We start from the raw sequence: 22292 nt of genomic DNA on the forward strand, positions 1-22292 counted from the left end.
CCTGCCCGGCGTCAGAGCAGCAACGCCCCCAGCTCACGCCGGTGTTCGGCCGTCCACGCATAGGCGTCGCGCACCTCGGCCGCGGCCCCGCGCTCCCGCAGCCCCACCATGGCCGGCTCACCGCGCGCCGCGCCCGCCTCGATGCCCCGCCGGCAGCGGTCCTGCCACCACAGGATCACGTCGACGATCTCCTCGCCGCCGGCGCACGGACCGTACGCCTCGCGGACGAGCGCGATCCGCCGGGCCGCCTCGCGCACGTGTGCTGGCAGTACCTGGATCTGGGCCCGGGCGTCCCCGACGTGCGCGAGGTCGTGCACGCGCTCGCCGGGTGCGGCGAGGTCCCAGTCGACGAAGGCCGTCGGCCACCAGTCGGCGCCCTCCACCGCGTAGACCGTGTTCTTCGGGGCGAGATCGTTGTGGCACACGACGTCCCGGTCGCCGGCCGACGGGGTTCCGTGCGTCATGTCATGGACGGCGCGGACGAGTTGGGCCACCCGCACGAGCGCCGCATCCGTGCACGCCGCAGCCCGCTCCCGGGGAGTGACGGCCGCCCGCCCCTCCAGGTAGCCGAAGACCTCCCGCCCCCGCTCGTCCGTCCCGATGTAGCGCGGGGCCCCTTCCCACCCCCGGGACTCGAAGAGCGCGAGCAACTCCCGTACATACCCCGACCGCTCGGACGGTGTGCGCCGCACCGTCGTCCCGACCCGCACGACCTCGTTGACGGCTCCGCCGCCGAGCACCCGCTCCGCCATCCGCACCTCCGTCGATCAGCAAGCCAACAAAACCGATGGCCAAGCATGCCCCCACCCGGGCACGCTGCCCACATGGACCACGCGGAGGCACTGCTCATCGGGGGACGGGCCGGGGTCGGCAAGACGACGGTGGGCTGGGAGGTGTCGGCGCTGCTGCGGGCCGCGCAGGTCGCGCACGCGGTGATCGACGGCGACTTCATGGGGGCCGTCCATCCGGCGCCACCGGAGGACCCCCGCCGGGCCGACATCACAGCGCGGAACCTGGCCGCCGTGTGGGCGAACTACGCCGAGCTCGACTACCGGCGTCTCGTCTACACGAACACCGCGAGCGTGCTCGACATGGCCGCGCCCATGTTCCGCCGCGCCATGGGGGACGGCGTACGGCTCATTCGGGTTCTGCTGACCGCGACCGACGACACGGCCGAACGGCGGCTGACCGGGCGGGAGCTGGGCTCCGAGCTGGAGCACGAGGTGAGGGCCGGCCGACGCAAGGCGCGGCTCCTGGACAAAGACGCCCCGCCGGACGTCGTACGCGTGGTGACCGACGGCCGCACGGTGATCGACATCGCCACGGAGGTGGTGGCCGCTACCGGGTGGGGCGCGGACGTGCCCGCGGCGACGACCGCTCCGGCTGCGGCCGCCGACTGAAGCGGAACGGACTGTCCCTCTCTCCGCGGGGAACTCGCCCTGGTGCGGGGACAGGAGGAAGAGGGGCGAAATGGAGATCTCGGGCATCATCAGTGCCATCGTCATCGGCGTCATCATCGGTGTGCTCGGCCGACTCGTCGTTCCGGGTCGTCAGCGCATCGGGGTCCTGTGGACGATCCTCGTCGGCATCGTGGCCGCGCTGCTCGGCTCGGCGGTCGCGGCCGGTCTCGACGTGGCCGACACCGACGGTGTGGACTGGGTCGAGTGGCTCATCCAGATCGGCCTCGCCGCGCTGGGCGTCGCGGCGCTGGACCGGTCGAAGGCACGCCGCTGACGCCGCACCCAAGGACATGAGCGGGGCGCCGCCACGGTCATCCGAGCTCCACGGCGCCCCGCTTCACACGAGCGCCACGCGTCCGCTTCACGCCAGGGCCCCGGCGCCCTGCATCGCGGCCAGGCCATCGCGGGCAGCCGCATGCACGGGTGTCCACCCGAGTTCCCGTTCCGCCTTCGCCGTCGACCAGGCGTCCTACGGCGTGTACACGTACGGCGTCGTCGTGGTCAGCGGCTCGAAGCCCAGCCGTTCAAGGATGGGTCGGCTGGCGCTCATGGCGTCGACCTGGAGATACCGGTAGCCGCGGTCCACGGCGGCACGGGCGCGGTGGGCGACCAGCGCCCGGTAGATGCCCCGGCCCCGCCAGCCCTCGACGGTCCCGCCGCCCCACAGCCCGGCGAACCGCGTCCCCGGCACCAGCTCCATCCGGGCCGCGCTCACCGGGGTCTCGCCGGCCAGGGCGACGACCGCGACCACCGTGTCCGTGCCGGCCGCGAGCTGGGCGAGCAGCTGGTGCCGGAGGCGGGAGCTGTCGGTGCCGAAGGCCTTCTCGTGCACCTGGGCGACCAGGTCGACGCCGGCCCGGTCGGTCACGGGGAGGACGCGGATACCTTCGGGCGGCTCGGCGTCCAGGTTCAGGCCGGCGACCTCGCCGATCATCAGGGTCTCCTCGGGCTGGGCTGTGAAGCCCGCGGCCCTGAGGCGCTGTCCGAGGTCCACCGGGAGGTCGTGGCCGTAGAGCTTCCACTCGAACTCGCGGCCGAGCCCGGAGAAGTGGGCGATCTGTTCGGCGATCGCTCTGTCGGCGCTCGCCGCGTCCAGGTCGGACCACACGACGCCGTTCCAGCCGTGCGCGGACGACACCTGGCGGACGACACCGCCCACCCGCTCGATCCGGGATTCGGGACCGTCCGGCCGCGCGCCTTCACGCATGTCCCGGTCGAAGAGGGAGAGCACCGCGGCATGATCCATGGACTCACTCCAGCACCGCGCCGCTGCCGGGGCAAGACCTTTACGGCTCGGGCGTCCCACGTCACCTCCGGCCGCGGGTCGGCGACCATGGGGTACGCAGGGAAAAGTCGCGCCGTTTGGAGGGCCGTGAGCCATGGTCGTGAAGGACACCGAACTGCCGCATCTGCGTCGCTGCGTCGCGCTCGCGGCCGAGGCGCTGGAGGCCGGGGACGAGCCGTTCGGCTCGGTGCTGGTGGGGCCGGACGGAAAGGTCCTCGCCGAGGACCACAACCGGGTGGCCTCGGGTGACCGCACCCGGCACCCCGAATTCGAACTGGCACGCTGGTCCGCCGCCCACATGACGCCCGAGGAGCGCGCGGCCGCGACGGTGTACACCTCCGGCGAGCACTGCCCGATGTGCGCGGCCGCGCACGCGTGGGTGGGCCTGGGGCGCATCGTGTACGTCGCCTCGTCGGAGCAACTCGGCGGATGGCTGGGCGAGTTGGGAGTGCCCGCCCCGCCGGTACGGACGCTGTCCATCCACGAGATCGCACCGGGCGTGACCGTGGAAGGCCCGGTGCCGGAACTGACGGAGGACGTCCGCGCACTGCACTTCCGGTTCCACCGGCGCACCGGCTGACGGCAGGCGCTGCGCGTGCCGTAGGCCCGGGCGCCGGCGTTGCGGGGTCCTGCCTCGGGAGCGTCAGCCGAGTTCCAGCGATGTGACGCCGAAGACGCGCTCCTGGGCGTACGGCCGCACCGCACCGGTGTACATCCGGGCCGTCTCGAAGGAGGGCGTGAAACCGGCCTCCTCGGCGAGGGCGACGCCCGCCGGGTTGGTCTCCGGCACATCAAGGGCGACCTGGCCGCCTGCCGCCTCGGCGGTCAGGGCGGCGAACACGGCCCGCGCGTCCTCGGCGGTGTCCGCGAAGAGCGGGCCGATGCGCGGGCAGTCCTGGCCGGGGCGGATCACTCCGTAGCCGGTGACGCGGTCGCCGGCGCGGCGGACGACGGCGTGGTGTCCGGGGCCGGTGAGCCAGTGCGCGAGGAAGCGGGGGCGATCGGCCGGCGTGCAGGTGCCGTCATAGGCGGCGATGTCCTCGACGTCCTCGGGCCGTACCGCCCGCACGTCGGCCGGGGCCCCTACGGCAGGCGCGGTCCCGGTGTACCGGAACGTGCGGTGGGCGAACTCGAAGCCGGAGCGGCGATAGTTGTCCTGCTGGGCGACGACGCCGTCGAGGCCCACCGTGCGGTTCTCCGCGTGCGCCAGCGCCGTCTTCCAGGTGGTGAGGCCGTAGCCGCGGCCCCGCACATCGGGGCGGACCAGGTACCAGCCGAGGAAGGCGTAGTCGGAGCCGTAATTGACCACGGAGATCGCGGAGACGGGCTCGCCGTCGATCCGGCCGATGAAGAAGCCCTCCGGGTCCTGGGCGAAGAAGGCCGCACTGTCCGAGACTCCCGGGTTCCAGCCCTCGTCGACGGCCCAGCCGCGGACGACCGGCCAGTCGTCGAGGCCGGCCTGGGTGATGACGAGGTCTTCGGGGGCCGGAGAGGCCATGGATGCGCTCCGTTCCGTGGGGGGATTTCCGTACGCGCGGTGATCGACCGCGCACGCAGCATCCTCGCGGATCGGCCGGGAGGGCGTCACGGCATGATCAAGCCGTTGAAGCACCCCGAGGGGGACCGGCCGGACGGATGTTCACTCGGCCTCGCCGGAGCAAGGCCCCTCTCACCTGGAACGACAAAGGCCCCTGGTACGACAAAGGCCCCACCGCTCGCTCACCGGGTGGGGCCTGCCGTACCGCATCGAGGCGCGGGTCAGCGCACCGCCTTCGGGCGGAAGCGGCGGTACAGGACGGCCCCGCCGAGGACGAGAGCCGTGGCGCCCGCCAGGGTCGGGGCGGTCCGGTCCGCTCCGGTGTGGGCGAGGGTCGCCTCGGGCGCGTGCGGCACGTGCGCTGGCGGCACCGAACGGGGCGGACGCGCCCTGGGTGTGGACGGCTTCGGAGCCGGCCTGGTGCTGGGCCCGCCGGAGATGTTCTCGGACTCGTTGCCCACCGCCGCGTTGCCGACGCCGACGACGTTCACGCTGTTCCCGCTGACGTTCACGGGGACGTGAACCGGCAGCTCCACGACGTTGCCGGACACGACACCGGGCGAATCCTTTCCGCTTCCCTTGGCCGAGGCTCCGCCGTGCGACGTCGCCCCCGCCTTGTGCTCGTCCTTGTTGGTGCACTTGTTGCCCACGGCGGGGTTGAGCAGCCCCACCACGTTCACGGTGTTCCCGCACACGTTCACCGGGACGTGCACCGGGACCTGGATGGTGTTGCCGGCGAGCAGCCCCGCCGAGTCGACCGCGGCCCCGTCCGCCGCGGAATCGGCGTACGCCGGCACCGTCACAGCCATCGCGCCCGAGGCGGCGAAGGCGATCACACCGTTTCGGGTAACCCGTCTCATAGGTTCCCTGCCTTCCAGAATTGGTCACGGGCACTCGCCCGCATCGGATAAAACGCAGGCGAACCATGAGAGTTATGGCTTATCGGCCTTTCACCCCATCGAGTGGCACGTTTGTCGAACTAGTGGCAAAAACGCCCGATAGGAACGCAAGGGGTGCACTGTACGGCCGCCCGGGCCGTCCCGCTCGCCGGGAGGCGTGCCTTCCGGGGCCCGCTTATCGTGATCGAGGACGCCGTTTCCCGGTCCGCGACGGGCGTCCTGGAGGCATTCATGCTGGCCAAGCTGTCAACGCGGCCCATGCTGCGACGCTGCGCGGTCACCGGCACGGTCGCTCTCGCCCTGCTCGCCACGGGCCTGTCGGCGGGCACGGACGACCCCGAGCCCGGTCTGACCCGCTTCTACGGGCAGAAGGTCACCTGGTCGAAGTGCCCGGGTGAGGGACTGCCCAAGGACCTCCAGTGCGGGAAGGTGACCGTTCCGCTCGACTACGCCCACCCGCACGCGGGGACGCTGGATCTGGCGCTCGCCCGCTACCGGGCCACGGGCGAGAAGCGGGGTTCGGTGCTGCTCAACTTCGGCGGGCCGGGCGGCTCCGGCATTCCCCAATTCGCGGCCGGTGGCAAGGAGTTCATGGAGCTGACGGACAACTACGACATCGTGACGTTCGATCCGCGCGGCGTCGGCAGGTCCTCTCCGGTCAGCTGCGGGGACGGCGAGGAGGACATCGAGTTGCCGGAGGACGGCACGGACCTCGATCGCGATCCCCAGGCCGTCCTGACCCAGTTGCAGAAGGCGGCACGGGCGTGTGCCCGCCACTCCGGGCCGGTGCTCCCCCACATAGGTACGGTCAACGCCTCTCGCGACATGGACGTGATGCGCGACGCCCTCGGCGACGACAAGCTCAACTACCTGGGCTTCTCGTACGGAACGCGGCTGGGCGCGGTGTACGCGGCCCAGTTCCCCGACAAGGTCGGCCGACTGGTGCTCGACGGCGTGGACACGCTGACCGAGCCGCTGACCGAACAGGGCGTGGCCGGTGCGCAGGGACAGCAGAAGGCGCTGGACGAGTTCATCAACTGGTGTGTGAAGGACATCGCCTGCCCGTTCGGCCAGGACGCGCGCGAGGCCCGCAAGCAGGTCGTACGCCTCGTCGAGTCGATGGACGAGGATCCGGTGCCGTCCGCATTCGGCGAGCCGTTCACCGGGCAGGACCTGGTCGGAGCCATGGGACAGGCCCTCTACAGCGAGGAGTTGTGGCCCTCCCTGGAGCGTGCCCTGGCCTCACTGGTCGAGGACGGCGACACGCACGCCATCGAGACCTTCGCGGCCGGCGGGGCCGCGCCCACCGGCCGCGAGGAGACCGACGATCCCGACGGCGGCGGCCTGGTGGACGAGGAGGACGTCCCCCTCGACAACATGCCCGCGGCGCTGATGGCGATCAACTGCGCGGACGACCCGGACCGGCCCACCGGCCGGCAGATCGTCGACAACCTCGACCGGCTGCGCGCCGAGTACTACCGGGCGTCGCCCGTCTTCGGCCCGTACCGGCTCAGCGGGGTGCTGATGTGCTACGGCCGCCCGAGGGGCACGGACTTCATACGCGACGACGTGAAGGACGTGGACACACCGAAGATGCTCCTCGTGGGCACCCGCGGCGACCCGGCGACGCCGTACCGCTGGACCGTGGAGACGGCGGCGCGCCTCGGCTCGTCGGCCGTGGTCCTCGACAACAAGGGCGGCGGGCACACCGGTTACGGATCCTCCAAGTGCGTGCACAACAAGGTCGACGCCTTCCTGCTGTACGGCACGCTGCCGGCCGACGGCAGCTCCTGCGGGCCGGAGGACGACAGCGAGTAGACCCGGGGCGCGGTGATCGTATTGCCCCTAATGCCCTATCGGTGAATCCGCCCTATCGTGCTGTTATGGAGCACGCACTCAGTCCCACAACCCTCACCGAGCTGCGGCGCCCGCGCCCGTATCCGGCCGTGTCCGTGCTGACGCCGACGCATCGCCGAGAGCCCTATCGGGCCCAGGACCAGGTCCGGCTGCGCAATGTCGTCGCCGAGGCCAAGAAGCAGCTGGAGACCGATCCCTCGGTCACCCGCGAGCGAAGGGCCGACGTCGAGCGACAGCTCGACCAGGCACTCGCCGAGGTCGATCTCACCTACGCCGAGGACGGCCTGGTGATCTTCGCCGCACCTGGTGAGCACCAGGTGTGGTCGCTCGCCCGCACGGTGCCCGAGCGCGTGGTGCTCTCGGACACCTTCCTGACCCGCAACCTGGTCTCCGCGCAGGCCGCCGAGCGCCCGTACTGGGTACTGTCGATCTCCGCCGACCGCGTCACCCTGTGGAACGGCAGCCTCGACCGCATCACCGAGGCCCACCTCGGCGGCTTCCCGCTGACCCGGCCCGTCGAGAACTTCGACGCCGAACGCCGTGAGCAGATCGGCGACACACCGAGCAAGTTCCGCGACGAGGACACCCGCCACTTCCTCAAGGACGCCGACTCGGCCATGAGCACGATCCTGCGGCGCGATCCGCGGCCGCTCTACGTCACCGGCGAGCAGGCGGCGCTGTCCCTGCTGACCGAGATCGGCGGGAGCACGAAGATCGCGGTACACATCCCGCACGGCGGGCTCGCGCACGGCACGCGAGAGGCGGTGTGGCAGGCGATCCAGCCACGGATCACCACCGAGGCCCGCGAGAGCGCCGGCGCCGTCATGCACGAGCTCGAAACCGCCCAGGGCCGCAAGGCGTTCGCGGCCGGCGTCGACGAGGTCTGGCGCAGCGCCCGGGAGGGCCGCGTACGGCTGCTGGCCGTCGAGGAGAACTACCGGGTGACGGTGCGTGGCGAGGGCGGCGACCATCTGATCCCGGCCGTGAGCGGCGATCTCGACGCCCGCGAGGACATCGTGGACGAGATCGTCGAGCAGTGCCTGGAGACCGGCGCCGAGGTCCGCTTCGTACCGGACGGCACGCTGAGTGACGCGAGCGGGATCGCGGGGGTGCTGCGCTACTGACGCCGGGGTGCCGAGGAGGCGCGGCGGCCCGCCCGCCTCCTCACACTCCGTCGAAGAGCGCGCTCAGACCGCGCTCCACGACCGCCTCCAGATCCTCCTCGCCGGCCGCGACCACCGCGTAGGTCCGCAGCAGGAAGCGGTGCAGGGCGCCGGTGTCGAACTGGAGCAGTGCCATGCCGTACGGCGAGTGCAGTTCCACGACCGTCCGCTCGTCGCCGCTCGGCCAGATGTGCACGTCCCCGTCCCCCGCGGGCCCGCGCAGCCCCGCCTCCAGCAGGGTGCGTGCGAAGGTCCAGGTGGCGCCCTGGCCGTCGAGGGAGACCTCGCCCGGGAAGTCGATGTACACCGCCAGCGGGTCCGTGGAGGCGTACCGCAGCTTGGCGGACACGGGGACCTCGCGTTCCTCGCCGGTGATGAGGCGGGCGCGGGCGGGCTGCTCGAGGGCGATGTCCATGGGCGGTCTCCCCTGCGGTCGGCGGTCGGACGGTTTTGCCGCTGTGCTTTTACGACTCCGCAGTCGCCGTTTGCATTACACCGGAACGCGCGTCAATTTTGTGAGCTGCGTCACTCCTGGCACGCGGAACCGACCGCCCGGCGTCGAGCGCCGCCCCACCCCCTAGAACATCCGGCCGTCGAACATGCGCATGAGGGCCGTACGATCGCCTCCTCAGCCCATCAAAACCCGTACGCCACCTACGACTTGACCCCTCCGGCGACGTACGCCGTTCGCACCACACGAGCCCTCCGAGGAGACTCTGGCATATGCCGGACGCACCACCGCATCGGGTGTTGCCAAATCCCTTACGGGGCGTCGCAGGCTGTGCAACAGTCGTAACGGTCCTTCCGTCAGCCTTGGTCGTACCGTCCCCGCATCGGAGTGCGTCATGCCGCCCCATCTCTCTGCGGACCACCCCGCCGCTCAGCCGCCAGGACGCGGCTCGGTCGACGCCCTCATATCGCAGGCGCGACGACTCAAGGGCGACGTCGACGCCGTGCGGCGGGACACGCAGAGCGACGAGTCGGACCCGCGGGAGCGGTGGCAGCGAGCGCTGTACGACCTCGCGCTGCACCAGCTCGAGGACCTCGACGAGCACCTGGGGCAGCTGCGCGACGGCCCGTCCGCGGTGTCGTCGACTCTCTCGGCCGCGCCGCCCCCTCCCTCGCGCGACTCCCTGCTGAGCCGGGTCGGCAGCGCGGAGTGGAACCTGCTGACGGACGAGGCCAGTTGGTCCGGCGAGCTCTATCAGATCCTGGGCCGCGACCCCGGCGCCGCACCGCTCACCCTCGACGAGCTGCCGTCCGTCGTGCTCGACGAGGACCGGCGCAAGCTGACGTCGATGGTCACCGACTGCCTGGTCGACGCCAAGCCCATCGACGGGGAGTTCCGGATCGTGCGGCCGGACGGCGAGGCCCGGACGGTACACATGATGGGCGAGCCCGTGCTCGACTCTGACGGCAGCACCGCCTCGATGTGGGCCGTGCTGCGGGACGTCAGCGAACTGCGCCGAAGCCAAAGCGCCGTGAGCGAGACCCGTGACTCGCTCCAGCGCCACCGGGCGCACACCGAGCGCCGGCTCGCGGTCGAGCTGCAGGAGGCTGTGCTGCCGCCGTGGCGCGGCTCCCTGCGGCTCCCGCACCAGGGCCCCGAAACGCTGGACCTCGCGGCTCGATGTCTTCGGTCGTCGACGACCGCGCTGATCGGCGGCGACTGGTACGACGCGCTCGAACTGGCCGACGGCGAGACGCTGTTGAGCGTCGGCGACCTCACCGGCCACGGCGTGGCCGTGGCATCCGGCATGGCGGCCCTGCTGGGCGCCGTACGCGGCATGGCGATGGCCGGCACCCAGCCGGGGCAGCTCATGTCCTGGCTCAATCAACTGCTCGACGCCACCGTCCAGCCGGCCCTCGGCAGCGCCGTCTGCTGCCGCTACCGCCCTGACACGCGCACCCTGACCTGGGCGCAAGCCGGACACCCCGCCCCGTTGCTGTTCCGCGACGGGACGGGGCGCAGGCTGAACGCGCCGGGCGGTGTCCTGCTGGGCGCCACCTCGGGCGCCGTCTACGCACAGGCCGAGGAGACACTGGAGGTGGGCGACCTGCTGATGCTGCACACCGACGGACTGGTGCCGGGGCACAGCGCGGCGGACTCCGTGAACCTCCTCCTCGACCTGGGCCCCCGCCTCGGCGAGGCAGGCACGGCGCAGGAGTGTTTACGGCTGGTCGTCGACGAGTTCGGTGACAGTGAGCGCGCGGACGACGCCTGCGTGCTCGTGGCCAGGGTGATGTACTAGAAGGTGACGCTCCCAAGGGCGCTGCCCCGGAGCCTTGGCGATTCGGTCAGCGGCACAGTCCCCCTATGGCTGTGCGCTGTCATGCTCGTGCGCTGGCGCCGCCCGGCCTCTTCGCCCTGGGCAGCGCCAACCGGATCTCCTCCCGCAGTTCGTGGATCTTCGGGTAGCCGGAGTACTCGGCGGTGAGCCGGTACATCTGCCGGAGCCGGTCCCAGGTGCGGCCGGACGAGTTCGAACCCATCGACATCAGGGCCAGCCGTGCGTAGCGGTCGGCCTGTTCGGGGTCGTCCGCGATGAAGCAGGCGGACGCCATGGACAGATGGTCGAAGATCTTCGAACGCTCGCGGCCGTCGATCCGCAGGGCCAGGGCCTTCTCCGCGTAGTGCTGGGCGTGCGCGGCCGCGGTCGGCTCGTACTCGGCCAGCGTGCGGTAGGCCAGGGCCTGCATGCCGTACAGATCCTCGTCCTTGAAGGTCTGCATCCAGCTCGGCGGTGGCACGTCACTGCGGTCGGAGACGAAGAGGTCCTCCGCCTGACCGAGGGTGCGGCGCATGGCCTGGCCCTTGCCCATCGACGCCTGTGCCCAGGCCTCGATGGTGTGGAACATGGCCCTGGTGCGCGGCAGCACCTCGTCACCGGAGCCGGACTGGGCGAGTTTCATGAGGTCGAGTGCGTCGTCGGGCCGGCCGAGGTGCACCATCTGGCGAGCCGCTCGCGAGAGCGCCTCTCCGGCGCGGGGCCGGTCGCCGCCCTCTCGGGCTGCGTGGGCGGCGATGACGAAGTACTTCTGCGCCGTGGGCTCCAGGCCGACGTCGTGCGACATCCAGCCCGCGAGGACGGCGAGGTTGGCGGCGACGCCCCACAGGCGCCGCTGGAGATGTTCGGGGTGTCGGTAGGCGAGCATGCCGCCCACCTCGTTGAGCTGCCCCACGACTGCCTTGCGTTGCAGCCCGCCGCCGCGGGCCGCGTCCCAGGCCCGGAACACCTCCACCGAGCGCTCCAGTTCCTCGATCTCCTGCGACCCGATGGGGGCGGCCTCATAGCGGTCGAACCCGGCGGGGTCGGCGTGCAGGGGGTCGTCGAACTGGGGGGCGTCGGCCTTGAGGGCCGGGTCGGATTGCAGCCAGTCGTGCATGGCGCTGCTGAGTGCGGATCCCGCGGCGAGCGCGGCACCCGCGCCCACCAAGCCGCGTCGGTTGAGCATGAGGTCCATTCCCGTGAATTCGGTGAGGACCGCGGCGGTCCGTTCGGGCGCCCACGGCACACCGTCGGGATGCTCCACATTCCCGGCGTCCTGCCGTTTCCCACCACGCCCGTGCCGGACCAGACCGAGGTCCTCGATGGTCACGACACGGCCGAGACGCTCGGTGAACAGGGCTGCCAGCACCCGCGGCACGGGATCGCGCGGGATCTCTCCCATGTCGATCCACCGCCGCACCCGCGAGGTGTCGGTCGACAGCTGGGGGTGGCCCATGGCCGCCGCCTGCCGGTTGACCAGCCTCGCGAGCTCGCCCTTGGACCAGCCGGCCAGGCCGAACAGGTCCGCCAGGCGGGTGTTGGGTTCTCCGCTCACGTCAAGCCCCCAGGTTCTCGGCTGAGTTGACAGTAGCCCGGTGAGAGTTGCCTCGGGACTATTCGCCAGGGTTCGCCAGGGTGCGCCAGATGGTGTGCCACTGGGCATCGGGTGTCAGGTAGGAACGCGCCACCCCGACCCGGTCGCCTTTTGAACAACGGACCGCACTCCCCAGGGTGCACCCGGGCGACCGGGCCGGGTAGCGCAATGACGTCGCAGGCACACGAAGGGATCTGTATCTCCCATGTACGCAGCATCGTCCTCCGTGTCCGCCCCGCCCCGGTCGCTGCATGCCCGCCCGGCGGGCGGCGGCCCCTACCTCGCCCCGGCGCGGCCGGCGGCCGCCCCCGTGCTCGGCGCGGGCCGACCGCCTCGCGCCGCGGGGCTCGGCACCCAACCGCTCAGCGGGAGAATCGACTTGTCCGGCCCCCAGGGCACCCAGCTGCGTACCGCGCTCGCGTCGGTGCACCGGATCTGCCCGGAGTTCGCGCCGGTCCAGGTCCTGCGCCGCAGCGGGCGGTCCGTACTCCTGGTCGGCACGACCGGGCGCAGCACGGCCGTCGCCAAGTGTTTACTGGACCAGTCGCCGGCCTGGGCCGAGCGCATCAGGCACGAGATAGCGGCATACCGCTCGTTCGTCCGGCACCGCCCTCCGGTGCGCGTGCCGAGACTGATCGCGGCGGATCCGGACAACTGCACACTCGTCATCGAACGGATGCCGGGCCGGGTGGCGGCACTTCAGCGGCACCCGATAGAGGTGCCGCCGCGTGCGGACATCAGGGCGGCACTCGGCGCGATCTGCCGGCTCAACGCGTGGCGGCCACCGGCTGGCACGTTCGACGCCCCGCTGGACTACGCGGCCCGGATCTCCCGGTATCACGAGCTGGGGTTGCTCACCGACCGGGACATGGGCGATCTGCAGAAGCTGCTGCACGGCATCGCGGCGACCGCGGGCCGCCAGGGCATGGGCCAGTTCTGCCACGGCGACGCGTTGCTCTCGAACATCCTGCTCTCACCGGCCGGTCCAGTGCTGGTGGACTGGGAGCACGCGGGCTGGTACCTGCCGGGCTATGACCTGGCGACGCTGTGGTCGGTGCTCGGGGACGCACCGGTGGCCCGGCGGCAGATCAGCCAGATCGCCCAGTCGGCGGGCCCTGCTTCCCGGGACGCGTTCCTGGTGAACCTGATGCTCGTGCTGACCCGCGAGATCCGTACCTATGAGACGGCCGTGCAGCGTTCGATGCACGACTCGACCCCGGCGGCATCGGGAGTGGCCCACCCGGGTGCTGCGCCGTCCGGCGAGGAACAGCGGCTGCTGCTACGGCGGCTGCACGACGACTGCCAGTTGGCCCGCCGGGCCGTACGTGCGGCGGTCGGCACTCGCTGACGGGGACGGTGGTCCGCGGTACGCACTGGAGACAGTGCCGTACCGCGGGCTTTCGTGTGCCCGGCCCTTCCTGCGCTCGGCCATTGGTGTACGCCACTGACGCCCCGCAGGCCAGGAGGCGCTCGGCACGAAACTCCCGGGAATCGGGCTTGACAAGGGAATTCACCCGGCCCTTGGCATGATTGACGGATCGTCGGACAGCCGGTACCACAGACCCACGCCCGGCCCCGCACGGCTCATCGCGCCCGACCGTCCCAGGAGGCTGCATTGCGAGGATCCGTCACCGCCATGGCCGCCGCGACACTGCTCTTCCCCTTGCTCGGCGCGGCCCCGTCCGACGCCCGCGGCTCGGATCACGGCCTCCAGTCGGCCTTCACCTCCGCCGCCGCCCGATACCACGTGCCGCCGAGCGTCCTGCTCGGCGTCTCCTACCTCCAGTCCCGCTGGGACACGCACGCCGGGGCGCCCAGCGTGACCGGCGGGTACGGCCCGATGCACCTCACCGACGCCCGTACCGCGCTCGCCGAGTCCGCGTCGCACCACGGCGACGGCTCGGAGGACGCGCGTGGCGACGGCGCCCGTGCGGCTCTGCACCCGAAGGTGAAGCCGCCAAAGACCTCCGAGATCCCGGCCCGGCTCAGGACGCTGCCCAAGGCGGCCGAACTGACCGGACTGAGCCGGGCGCGGCTGCGTATGGATCCGGCCGCCAACGTGGCCGGCGGCGCCGCACTGCTCGCCGCCGCGCAGAAGGAGCTCGGCGCGCCGATGAGCTCGGATCCGGCGGACTGGTACGGCGCGGTGGCCCGCTTCTCCGGTGCCGATGACACTGCGACGGCCGCGGCCTACGCGAACGACGTCTACGCCGTGCTGCGCACCGGCCAGGAACGCCGGACCGACGCGGGCCAGCTGGTGGCCCTGGCCGCGCAGCCGGGCCTGTCCCCCGACACCGGGCAGCTGCGGCGGGCGGGGCTGCGCACGCCCGAGGCCGGCGAGACCGAGTGCCCGCCCACGGTGTCCTGCGAGTGGATCCCGGCGCCGCACGAGGAGTTCGGGGACGGCGACTACGGCAACCACGACCTGGGTGACCGGCCGGCCGCACAGGACATCGACTACATCGTCATCCACGACACGGAGGGCGCCTGGGAGGGTGTCCTCACCATGGTGCAGGACCCCACCTATGTGTCGTGGCAATACACACTGCGCTCCACGGACGGCCACATCGCCCAGCATGTGAAGGCCAAGGATGTGGCCTGGCACGCGGGCAACTGGTACATCAACTCGAAGTCGATCGGTCTGGAGCACGAGGGCTTCCTGGCGCGGCCGGACGCCTGGTACACGGAGGCGATGTACCGGTCCTCGGCGCGCCTGGTGGCGTATCTGGCGAAGGAGCACGACATCCCGCTGGACCGGCAGCACATCCTCGGCCACGACACCGTGCCGGGCCCGACCGCGTCGACGGTCCGGGGCATGCACACGGACCCGGGCCCGTACTGGGACTGGCGGCACTACTTCGAGCTGCTCGGCCGCCCCATCGAGCCCTCCGCCGGCCCGAACGGCGGCCTGGTGACGATCCGCCCCGACTACGCCACCAACCGGCCCGAGTACACGGGCTGTGTCTCCGCCGGTCAGGCCTGCGCGGACCACGGTTCGAGCGCGGTGCGGCTGTACTCCGGGCCCGGCGAGTCGTATCCCCTGATCAAGGACGTCGGGCTGGGTTCGGAGCCGACCAAGGGCGTGAACGACCTGGCCTCGCGGGTGTCGACCGGGCAGCAGTACGCGGTCGCCGGACAGGACGGTGACTGGACGGCGATCTGGTATCTGGGCCAGAAGGCGTGGTTCAGGAACCCGCAGCAGAGTCCGACCGCCGTGCACGCGTCCGGTGATGTGGTGACCCCGAAGGACGGCCTGGAGAGCGTCCCGGTGTACGGGCGCGCCTATCCCGAGTCCGCCGCCTATCCGGCGGACGTGCCCGCGCAGGCCGTGTCCGCGCTGCCCTACACCTTGCCCGCCGGGCAGCGGTACGCGGTGGGTGGCCAGGTGCCGGGTGAGTACTACTACGCGGTGGACTTCGACGAGGGGTCACACCGGGTCGTGGTCGGCAAGGACCTCTACTACGAGATCCAGTTCGGTCACCGGGTGGCGTTCGTGCGGGCGGCGGACGTGAACGTCATGGCCTCGGGGTCGTAGCGGATCAGTCCTCCTTCTCCCAGGTGTACCGTCGCCCGGCCACTGCCTTGAATGTGTGCTGTCCGGCCTCGAACAGGTCGCTGCGGAGGGTGAGTTCGCGGGTCCGTGACGCGTTCAGGGCGATGCGGGTCGCCCTGCCGTCCGCCCACTCGATGTCGAGGGTGGCACCGCCGCGGGCGCGCAGGCCGCGCACCGAGCCTGCGGGCCAGGCGGCGGGCAGGGCGGGGAGCACCTCGATGGCGTCGTGCTGGCTCTGCAGGAGCATCTCCACGATGCCGGAGGTGGCGCCGAAGTTGCCGTCGATCTGGAACGGCGGGTGGGTGTCCCAGAGGTTGGGCAGGGTCGAGGACTTCAGCTGTTCGCCGAGCATGGTGTGGGCGTGGTCGCCGTCGCGCAGCCGGGCCCAGAAGTTGATCTTCCAGGCCTTGGACCAGCCGGTGCCGCCGTCCCCGCGTGCCGTCAGGGAGACCTCGGCGGCCCGCGCCCATGCGCTGCCGGGCTCGATCTGGCGTCCGGGGTGGAGAGCGAACAGGTGCGAGACATGCCGATGGGTGTCGGTGGGGTCGTCCAAGTCCTCCTTCCACTCCTGGAGTTGGCCCCAGGAGCCGATGCGCAGGCCGGGGTCGAGCCGGTTCAGTGCGTCCTCGATCCGGCGCCGGAAGTCGGGCGCGTCGCCCAGGGTCCGGGCGGCTTCGAGGGTGCTGGTGAACAGGTCGTGGACGATCTGCTGCGACATGGCCGCGCCGGCCGTGAAGTCGCCGTGCTCGGGCGAGTAGGCGGGGGTGACGACGAGGGTTCCGTCGCGCGGGTCGGTGCGCAGGTTGTCGAGCCAGAACTCGGCGGCCTCCTTCATCACCGGGTACGCGGTGGTGCGCAGGTAGTCGGTGGAGCCGCCGAATCTGTAGTGCTCGTACAGCTGCTGGGTGAGCCAGGCCGCCGCCTCGGGGAACCAGAACGCGGTCGCCCAGTCGTGCACGCCGGTGAAGCCGTACGGGTTGGTCTCGTTGTGCACGACCCAGCCGCGCGAGCCGAACATCTCCTGTGCGCTGCGGCGTCCGGGGGCGCGCAGGGCTTCGACGAAGCGGTCGTAGGGCGCCGTCGTCTCGGCGAGGTTGGCGGCCTCGGCGGGCCAGTAGTTCATCTGGAGGTTGATGTTGACGTGGTAGTCGGCGGACCACGGGGGCGTGGTGCTGTTGTTCCAGACGCCCTGGAGGTTGGCGGGCAGGGAGCCGGGTCGTGAGGAGGCGATGAGCAGGTAGCGGCCGTACTGGAAGTAGAGGGCCTCCAGGGCGCGGTCCGCCGCGCTCGTGCCGCCGGTGTACGAGGACAGCAGCCGGTCCGTGGGGACGTCCGCGGGGAGCGACTGGCCGATGTCGAGGCCGACCCGGCCGAACAGGGCCCGGTGATCGCGGACGTGCCGGTCGAGCAGGCTCTGGTACCGCTCGCCCGCGCGCCCTACGGCACGGCTGACGGCGGCATGCGGGTCCCGGCCGCGGTAGTCGGGGTAGGTGTCCGCGTAGTCCGTGCCGGCAGCCAGGACGAACCAGGCGCTGTCGGCCCCGGTCACGGCGATCGTTGCGTCGGCCCCGGAGGTCACGGCGCCGCCCTCGGCGTGCACCCGGACCTGTGCCTCGAAGCGCAGCCCGTTGTCGGCGAGGGCGCCGCGCACGGTCAGAGCTCCGTCGGCGGCGGTGGCGGTGAAGTCGGCGCGGGGCGAGGTGTGGCGCAGGGTGAAGGTGACGCTGCCGGGCCGGTCGGCGGTGAGCCGTCCCACGATCACGCCGTCGGGGTGGGAGGCGAAGAAGTCCCTTTGGTGGCGGACGCCTTGGTGGGTGTAGGTGACGGAGGCGACGGCGTTGTCGAGGTCGAGCCGACGGCGGTAGTCCTGCGGGGGCGTCGTCGGTGCGCCGGGCAGGTCGAGGTGGAGGTCGCCGAAGGTCTGGTGGGCGCCGTAGCCGAGCCTCGGCTGGCCGAGCCGGTCGGCCACCGACTCGGGGTCGAGGGTGGTCCGGGTGTCGAGGTCGTCCTGTACGGCGGTGATCGCGCCGGGGCGGGGTGCGCGCCAGTTGCCGTGGTCGTAGCCCTGGACGGAGCCGGGGCCGCCGGTCCAGAGGGTCTTCTCGTTGAACTGGAGGCGTTCGGAGGCGAGGGTGCCGAACACCATGGCACCGAGTGCACCGTTGCCGATGGGCAGTGCCTCGCGCTCCCAGTCGGCGGCCGGTGCCGCGTACCAGAGCACGGACGGCGTGTGCGACACATCGGAGGAATCGGCGGCGGCAGCCTCCGTGATCCCGGCCCCCAGGGTGAGCCCTCCGGCCCCTCCGACCGCTGCCTTCAAGGTGGTTCTTCGGGTGACCCCATGCGGCTCATACGACATGACCCCTGACGCTAGAGATCCGATGACTCAGCGGCAAGGGTCATGACAACACCAGCAGAGGTCTGTCCGGCCGACAGGCCCGCCCGGTGAGGGTGAGGTGACGATTCAGCCCTGCTGGAAGAGCTCTGCGGGCAGCGGCTTCAGCAGTGCGTACAGGTCGTCCGTGATGGGGCGGTCCCAGGCGGCGATGGTGACCAGGACATTGTCGCTGCGGTCGAACTGCACGCAGGAGATCCGGCTCTCGGAGAGCTTGAGGCGCCGCACGATCAGGAGGTTGTCGCCCTGCATCACGGGCACGTCCTCGCTGCCGACGACGGTGACGTCCTCGTCGTTCTCCAGGGCCAGCAGCAGCTGGGCGACCTCGAACGGGATCTCGCCCTCCGCCACCTCGCGGGCCGGGGAGCCCTCGGGCAGATTGCCGATGATCATCGCCGGGCCGCGGCCGCCGAAGAGGTCGTAGCGCAGGAAGACGCCCTGGCAGCTGCCGTCGGGGGCGGGCAGCAGTCCCGCACCCAGATTGCCGGGCCAGTCGCCCGGGTCCATGGCCAGTACGTCGAAGTCGGGCCCGGCGGGCGTGGCGCTGCGGCGGCGGAGGAACGACATGTCGCCATGGTACGTGGCCGGACCTGTTCCGTGACGTGAGGGCATTCGTTCACCCCCGATCGAGCACGGATCGTCCCGCGGCGCCACCGCGCGCAGCAGGGCGGTCCGGCGCGCGGCGCCACCGCCCGCCGGCCCACCGTCGTCCGCTCCGTCAGGTCAGGTCGAACTCGCCCTCGCGCGCACCCGACACGAACGCGCCCCACTCGGCAGGCGTGAAGATCAGGGAAGGGCTGTCCGGGCTGCCGCTGTTGCGCATCGCGATGAACCCCTCGACAAAGGCGATCTGGACATCCCCCCGTCCGCGGCTGCTCGAGTGCCAGTCGGCGTTGCTGAGGTCCAGCTCCGGCTTGTCCCAGCCCGTGAGTGGCGGCTGCTGGATGGTGGTGCTCTCGGCCACGTCCGTGCTCCTCCCGATTCGCGTCGTCCGCGGGCCAGCCTAGCGATCGGTTCCGAGTGTCAACAGGCCACGTGAGGGGGACCTTTGCGCAGTCCTCTCCCACGCCGTCCGGGGAGTCCGCTCAGGCGTCCGGAGGCTCGGAGCCCACGAGCCACATCGAGAAGAACTGCGAGCCGCCGCCGTAGGCGTGCCCGAGCGCCCTGCGGGCCCCCTCCACCTGGTGTTCCCCGGCCTGGCCGCGCACCTGGAGGGCCGCCTCCGCGAAGCGGATCATGCCGGAGGCCCCGATCGGGTTGGTGGACAGGACGCCGCCCGACATGTTGACGGGCAGATCGCCGTCCAGCTCGGTCACCCCGGCCTCGGTGAGCTTCCAGCCCTCACCCTCGGCGGCGAAGCCGAGGTTCTCCAGCCACATGGGCTCGTACCAGGAGAACGGCACGTACATCTCCACGGCGTCGATGTCCCGGCGCGGGTCGGCGATCCCCGCCTGCCGGTACACGTCGGCGGCGCAGTCCTTGCCGGCCTGCGGCGACACCGCGTCCTTGCCGGCGAAGAGTGTGGGTTCGCTGCGCATCGCACCGCCCAGCATCCAGGCCGGTCGGCGGGGCGCCCGGGCGGCTCCTGCCCGGTCGGTGAGGATCATGGCGCAGGCGCCGTCGGAGGAGGGGCAGGTCTCCGAGTAGCGGATCGGGTCCCACAGCATGGGCGAGGCCTGGACCTTCTCCAGGGTGATGTCGTGCTCGTGCAGATGCGCGTACGGGTTCTTCAGCGCGTTGCGCCGGTCCTTGTACGCCACCAGCGAGCCGACCGTGTCGGGCGCTCCGCTGCGCCGCATGTAGGCGCGTACGTGCGGCGCGAAGAACCCGCCCGCCCCGGCCAGCAGCGGCTGCTGGAAGGGGATCGGCAGGGACAGTCCCCACATGGCGTTGGACTCGGACTGCTTCTCGAAGGCCAGTGTCAGCACCGTGCCGTGCACGCGGGCGGCGACCAGGTTGGCGGCGACGAGGGCCGTGGACCCGCCGACCGAGCCGGCCGTGTGCACCCGCAGCATGGGCTTGCCCACCGCGCCGAGCGCGTCGGCGAGATACAGCTCCGGCATCATCACGCCCTCGAAGAAGTCGGGCGCCTTGCCGATGACCACGGCGTCGATGTCCGCCCAGGTCAGCTCGGCGTCCAGGAGTGCCCGGTGCGCCGCCTCCCGGACGAGGCCGGCGATCGACACGTCCCGGCGCGCGGCGACGTGCTTGGTCTGGCCGATGCCTACGACGGCCACGGGCTCCTTGCTCATCGCGGATCCCCTTCGAGTACGGCGACCAGGTTCTGTTGCAGACAGGGGCCGGACGTGGCGTGCGCGAGCGCCCGGTCGGACTCGCCCCGGTGGATGCGGGCGGCGGCCTCGCCGATGCGGATGAGCCCGGCGGCCATGACGGGGTTGGCGGCGAGCGCCCCGCCGGACGGGTTGACGTGCACACCGTCGTCGAGCCCCAGCGCCTTGCGCAGGACGACCTCCTGCGCGGTGAAGGGCGCGTGCAACTCGGCGGTGTCGACGGGCCGTTCAAAAGCGCCGGCCTTCTCCGCGGCTAGGCGGGTCGAGGGCGAGTCGGTCAGGTCGCGCACGCCCAGGCCGTGGGCCTCGATGCGGTGGTCGAGGCCGCGGATCCAGGCGGGCCGTTCGCACAGCTCACGGGCCCGCTCCCCCGCCGCGAGGATCACGGCGGCGGCCCCGTCGCCGATGGGCGGACAGTCGCCGGTACGGAGCGGCCGTACGACGTAGTCGCCCTGGGGCACCGAACCCCTCAGCTGGGCATGGGAGTTGGCGGTGGCGTCCGCCCGGCTGCGGGCGGCGACGGCGGCGAGGGCGGGTTCGTCGGTGTCGCCGGCGTCGATGAGGGCCTGGGCCTGGAGGGCGGCGAGGGCCACGGAGTCGGGCCAGAGGGGGGCGACGTAGTACGGGTCGAGCTGGCGGGTGAGGACATCGCGCAGGGGGCCCGGCGAGGACTTGCCGTAGGAGTACACGAGCGCGGTGTCGGCGTCACCGGTGAGCAGCTTGGTCCACGCCTCGTACAGCGCCCAGGCCCCGTCCATCTCGACGTGTGACTCGGAGATCGGCGGCCAGGCGCCGACGCCGTCGAGGGCGAGGGTGAAGGAGAAGGCGCGGCCGGCGAGGTAGTCGCTGGAGCCGGAGCAGGTGAAGCCGATGTCGGCGGTCTTCAGGCCGGTCCGCGCCAGCACCTCGTGCAGGACCGGCATCAGCATCTCCACCTCGGAGAGCTCTTCGCTGGTGCGCCGGTGGTCGGTCTGCGCGAAGGCGACGACGGCGATCTCGCGGTTCACAGCAGCTCCCTGTAGGTGTCGTAGTCCGCGTCGGGCTCCCCTGTGGGCCGGTAGTGGTCGGGGAAGCGGGCACCCTCGCTCCACACGGGTTCGACCCGAAGTCCCATGCGCACCTCGTCGTAGGGGATGCCGCCGATCCGGGCGTGCAGGGCGAGGCCGGCGCCGTCGAGGGCTATGTGGGCGTAGACGTACGGCACTTCGATGTCGAGGTTCTTCGCCTTGATGTTGACGATGCAGAACGTGGTGACTGTGCCGCGGGGCCCCACCTCGACCTGTTCCGATGTGGCGAGCCCACATGTGGGGCAGGCACCCCTGGGCGGGACGTACACCTTGTGGCAGGACGGGCAGCGCTCGCCGACGTTGCGGTTTTCGGCCAGGGCGTTGATGTAGGCGGACTGGGCGCGGCCGGGTGAGTAGGTGTAGTCGAGCCGGGCGCGGGCGACGATGCCGGTGACCGGGTCCTCGAACTCGCCGGTGTGGCCCTCCGGTTCGGCCGGGTCACCGTCGTACGTCTCGAAGCACGCGATGTCGGTGATGGCGCCGGTGCGTTCCTCGGCCCAGCGGACGCGGACCCGCATGCCGGTGTGCACGGCGTCGGGGCCGGGGGCGTCGAGGGCGTGCAGGAGGGCGGTGTCGGCGCCGTCGAGGCGGACCAGGACCCAGGCGAAGGGCGTGTCGAGAGGCTGGTCGCGGCGGGGGGCGTGGTTCCAGGCCCAGGTGGTGACCGTGCCCGTGGGGGCGACCTCGACCAGGTCGCGGAGCTCCTCGGCGGTGACGGGGTCGTACTCGACGGGTGGGACGAGCGTGCGGCCGTCGCCGGTGCGCACCCCGAGCACGACTCGTTCGCGCAGCCCGGTGAGGAAGGCGCTCTGGACGGGGCCGAGGGAGCGGGTGAAGGGGAACTCGACGACGAGGGGGGCTTTGAGGACTTCGGGCATCGGGACTACCTCCTTGGGAGGCCGGCGGTGAAGGCGTGCCCCA

General features: G+C 71.6%; 20 protein-coding genes. 8 read left to right on the forward strand and 12 right to left on the reverse strand.

What is annotated here, in order from left to right:
• Positions 1–11 precede the first annotated feature (11 nt).
• Positions 12–752 carry a phosphotransferase family protein gene (locus EAO75_RS07985; protein WP_187284344.1) on the reverse strand — a complete coding sequence of 247 codons (741 nt, stop codon included), beginning with the start codon at positions 750–752 and terminating at the stop codon, positions 12–14.
• A gap of 72 nt (positions 753–824) precedes the next feature.
• Here EAO75_RS07985 and EAO75_RS07990 point away from each other — a divergent pair, with 72 nt between their 5' ends.
• Both EAO75_RS07990 and EAO75_RS07995 read left to right on the forward strand, forming a co-directional pair.
• Positions 825–1400: a hypothetical protein gene (locus EAO75_RS07990; RefSeq protein ID WP_147994353.1), complete on the forward strand. Its 576-nt coding sequence runs from the start codon at positions 825–827 to the stop codon at positions 1398–1400.
• A 70-nt stretch (positions 1401–1470) separates the two neighbouring features.
• Positions 1471–1734 (forward strand): GlsB/YeaQ/YmgE family stress response membrane protein, encoded by a 264-nt coding sequence (locus tag EAO75_RS07995; protein WP_147994354.1) that lies wholly within the window; start codon positions 1471–1473, stop codon positions 1732–1734.
• A gap of 195 nt (positions 1735–1929) precedes the next feature.
• Here the strand turns inward: EAO75_RS07995 and EAO75_RS08000 are convergent, their stop codons facing one another.
• Positions 1930–2706, reverse strand: coding sequence for a GNAT family N-acetyltransferase (locus tag EAO75_RS08000; protein WP_147994355.1), 777 nt, complete (start codon positions 2704–2706; stop codon positions 1930–1932).
• A 133-nt stretch (positions 2707–2839) separates the two neighbouring features.
• Here EAO75_RS08000 and EAO75_RS08005 point away from each other — a divergent pair, with 133 nt between their 5' ends.
• Positions 2840–3325, forward strand: a complete 486-nt coding sequence (locus EAO75_RS08005) for a nucleoside deaminase (RefSeq protein WP_147994356.1) — start codon at positions 2840–2842, stop codon at positions 3323–3325.
• A gap of 63 nt (positions 3326–3388) precedes the next feature.
• Here the strand turns inward: EAO75_RS08005 and EAO75_RS08010 are convergent, their stop codons facing one another.
• The gene (locus EAO75_RS08010; RefSeq protein WP_147994357.1) at positions 3389–4243 is read right to left on the reverse strand and encodes a GNAT family N-acetyltransferase; all 855 of its coding nucleotides are present in this window, start codon (positions 4241–4243) and stop codon (positions 3389–3391) included.
• Positions 4244–4503: 260 nt separating this feature from the next.
• On the reverse strand, positions 4504–5142 hold the full coding sequence (locus EAO75_RS08015; RefSeq protein ID WP_147994358.1) for a chaplin: 639 nt from the start codon (positions 5140–5142) through the stop codon (positions 4504–4506).
• 270 nt (positions 5143–5412) lie between these two features.
• On the opposite strand from EAO75_RS08015, the gene EAO75_RS08020 reads away from it, so the two are divergent.
• Positions 5413–6999: an alpha/beta hydrolase gene (locus tag EAO75_RS08020; RefSeq protein ID WP_147994359.1), complete on the forward strand. Its 1587-nt coding sequence runs from the start codon at positions 5413–5415 to the stop codon at positions 6997–6999.
• Positions 7000–7064: 65 nt separating this feature from the next.
• Positions 7065–8162, forward strand: coding sequence for a chemotaxis protein (locus EAO75_RS08025; protein WP_147994360.1), 1098 nt, complete (start codon positions 7065–7067; stop codon positions 8160–8162).
• Between the two features lie 40 nt (positions 8163–8202).
• Here the strand turns inward: EAO75_RS08025 and EAO75_RS08030 are convergent, their stop codons facing one another.
• Entirely contained in the window at positions 8203–8616 is a 414-nt protein-coding gene (locus tag EAO75_RS08030) for an SsgA family sporulation/cell division regulator (RefSeq protein WP_147994361.1), read from the reverse strand.
• Between the two features lie 430 nt (positions 8617–9046).
• Here EAO75_RS08030 and EAO75_RS08035 point away from each other — a divergent pair, with 430 nt between their 5' ends.
• Positions 9047–10453, forward strand: coding sequence for a PP2C family protein-serine/threonine phosphatase (locus tag EAO75_RS08035; protein WP_147994362.1), 1407 nt, complete (start codon positions 9047–9049; stop codon positions 10451–10453).
• A 79-nt stretch (positions 10454–10532) separates the two neighbouring features.
• Here the strand turns inward: EAO75_RS08035 and EAO75_RS08040 are convergent, their stop codons facing one another.
• Positions 10533–12026, reverse strand: a complete 1494-nt coding sequence (locus EAO75_RS08040; protein WP_147994363.1) for a hypothetical protein — start codon at positions 12024–12026, stop codon at positions 10533–10535.
• A gap of 244 nt (positions 12027–12270) precedes the next feature.
• Between EAO75_RS08040 and EAO75_RS08045 the strand changes: the two genes are divergently transcribed.
• Together EAO75_RS08045 and EAO75_RS08050 are read left to right on the forward strand one after the other, a co-directional pair.
• Complete coding sequence (locus EAO75_RS08045) at positions 12271–13413, forward strand: aminoglycoside phosphotransferase family protein (RefSeq protein WP_147994364.1); 1143 nt, start codon at positions 12271–12273, stop codon at positions 13411–13413.
• Between the two features lie 288 nt (positions 13414–13701).
• The gene (locus tag EAO75_RS08050; RefSeq protein ID WP_147994365.1) at positions 13702–15600 is read left to right on the forward strand and encodes an N-acetylmuramoyl-L-alanine amidase; all 1899 of its coding nucleotides are present in this window, start codon (positions 13702–13704) and stop codon (positions 15598–15600) included.
• Between the two features lie 4 nt (positions 15601–15604).
• On the opposite strand, the gene EAO75_RS08055 is transcribed toward EAO75_RS08050, so the two are convergent.
• The 6 genes from EAO75_RS08055 to EAO75_RS08080 all read right to left on the reverse strand — a co-directional run bounded on the left by EAO75_RS08055 (position 15605) and on the right by EAO75_RS08080 (position 22249).
• Positions 15605–17839 (reverse strand): glycosyl hydrolase family 95 catalytic domain-containing protein, encoded by a 2235-nt coding sequence (locus EAO75_RS08055; RefSeq protein WP_147994459.1) that lies wholly within the window; start codon positions 17837–17839, stop codon positions 15605–15607.
• Positions 17840–18082: 243 nt separating this feature from the next.
• Complete coding sequence (locus EAO75_RS08060) at positions 18083–18580, reverse strand: hypothetical protein (protein ID WP_019758880.1); 498 nt, start codon at positions 18578–18580, stop codon at positions 18083–18085.
• Positions 18581–18731: 151 nt separating this feature from the next.
• Positions 18732–18977, reverse strand: a complete 246-nt coding sequence (locus EAO75_RS08065) for a DUF397 domain-containing protein (RefSeq protein WP_147994366.1) — start codon at positions 18975–18977, stop codon at positions 18732–18734.
• Between the two features lie 121 nt (positions 18978–19098).
• Positions 19099–20265: a thiolase domain-containing protein gene (locus tag EAO75_RS08070; protein WP_147994367.1), complete on the reverse strand. Its 1167-nt coding sequence runs from the start codon at positions 20263–20265 to the stop codon at positions 19099–19101.
• Positions 20262–21311: a thiolase domain-containing protein gene (locus EAO75_RS08075; RefSeq protein WP_147994368.1), complete on the reverse strand. Its 1050-nt coding sequence runs from the start codon at positions 21309–21311 to the stop codon at positions 20262–20264. Before EAO75_RS08075 ends, EAO75_RS08070 begins: the two co-directional genes overlap by 4 nt.
• Positions 21308–22249, reverse strand: coding sequence for a Zn-ribbon domain-containing OB-fold protein (locus EAO75_RS08080; RefSeq protein ID WP_147994369.1), 942 nt, complete (start codon positions 22247–22249; stop codon positions 21308–21310). The genes EAO75_RS08075 and EAO75_RS08080 overlap by 4 nt, the downstream gene beginning before the upstream one ends.
• Between the last annotated feature and the right edge of the window lie 43 nt (positions 22250–22292).

Origin of the sequence: Streptomyces sp. UW30 (assembly GCF_008042075.1) — a bacterium.
Taxonomy (GTDB): Bacteria; Actinomycetota; Actinomycetes; order Streptomycetales; family Streptomycetaceae; genus Streptomyces.

Coding starts and splice junctions, on each gene's coding strand:
- EAO75_RS08035 (WP_147994362.1), top strand. CDS start 9,047: ATGCCGCCCCATCTCTCTGCGGACCACCCCGCCGCTCAGCCGCCAGGA.
- EAO75_RS07995 (WP_147994354.1), top strand. CDS start 1,471: ATGGAGATCTCGGGCATCATCAGTGCCATCGTCATCGGCGTCATCATC.
- EAO75_RS08030 (WP_147994361.1), bottom strand. CDS start 8,616: ATGGACATCGCCCTCGAGCAGCCCGCCCGCGCCCGCCTCATCACCGGC.
- EAO75_RS08010 (WP_147994357.1), bottom strand. CDS start 4,243: ATGGCCTCTCCGGCCCCCGAAGACCTCGTCATCACCCAGGCCGGCCTC.
- EAO75_RS08025 (WP_147994360.1), top strand. CDS start 7,065: ATGGAGCACGCACTCAGTCCCACAACCCTCACCGAGCTGCGGCGCCCG.
- EAO75_RS08015 (WP_147994358.1), bottom strand. CDS start 5,142: ATGAGACGGGTTACCCGAAACGGTGTGATCGCCTTCGCCGCCTCGGGC.
- EAO75_RS08005 (WP_147994356.1), top strand. CDS start 2,840: ATGGTCGTGAAGGACACCGAACTGCCGCATCTGCGTCGCTGCGTCGCG.
- EAO75_RS08000 (WP_147994355.1), bottom strand. CDS start 2,706: ATGGATCATGCCGCGGTGCTCTCCCTCTTCGACCGGGACATGCGTGAA.
- EAO75_RS08020 (WP_147994359.1), top strand. CDS start 5,413: ATGCTGGCCAAGCTGTCAACGCGGCCCATGCTGCGACGCTGCGCGGTC.
- EAO75_RS07990 (WP_147994353.1), top strand. CDS start 825: ATGGACCACGCGGAGGCACTGCTCATCGGGGGACGGGCCGGGGTCGGC.
- EAO75_RS08050 (WP_147994365.1), top strand. CDS start 13,702: ATGGCCGCCGCGACACTGCTCTTCCCCTTGCTCGGCGCGGCCCCGTCC.
- EAO75_RS08060 (WP_019758880.1), bottom strand. CDS start 18,580: ATGTCGTTCCTCCGCCGCCGCAGCGCCACGCCCGCCGGGCCCGACTTC.
- EAO75_RS08080 (WP_147994369.1), bottom strand. CDS start 22,249: ATGCCCGAAGTCCTCAAAGCCCCCCTCGTCGTCGAGTTCCCCTTCACC.
- EAO75_RS08045 (WP_147994364.1), top strand. CDS start 12,271: ATGTACGCAGCATCGTCCTCCGTGTCCGCCCCGCCCCGGTCGCTGCAT.
- EAO75_RS08070 (WP_147994367.1), bottom strand. CDS start 20,265: ATGAGCAAGGAGCCCGTGGCCGTCGTAGGCATCGGCCAGACCAAGCAC.
- EAO75_RS07985 (WP_187284344.1), bottom strand. CDS start 752: ATGGCGGAGCGGGTGCTCGGCGGCGGAGCCGTCAACGAGGTCGTGCGG.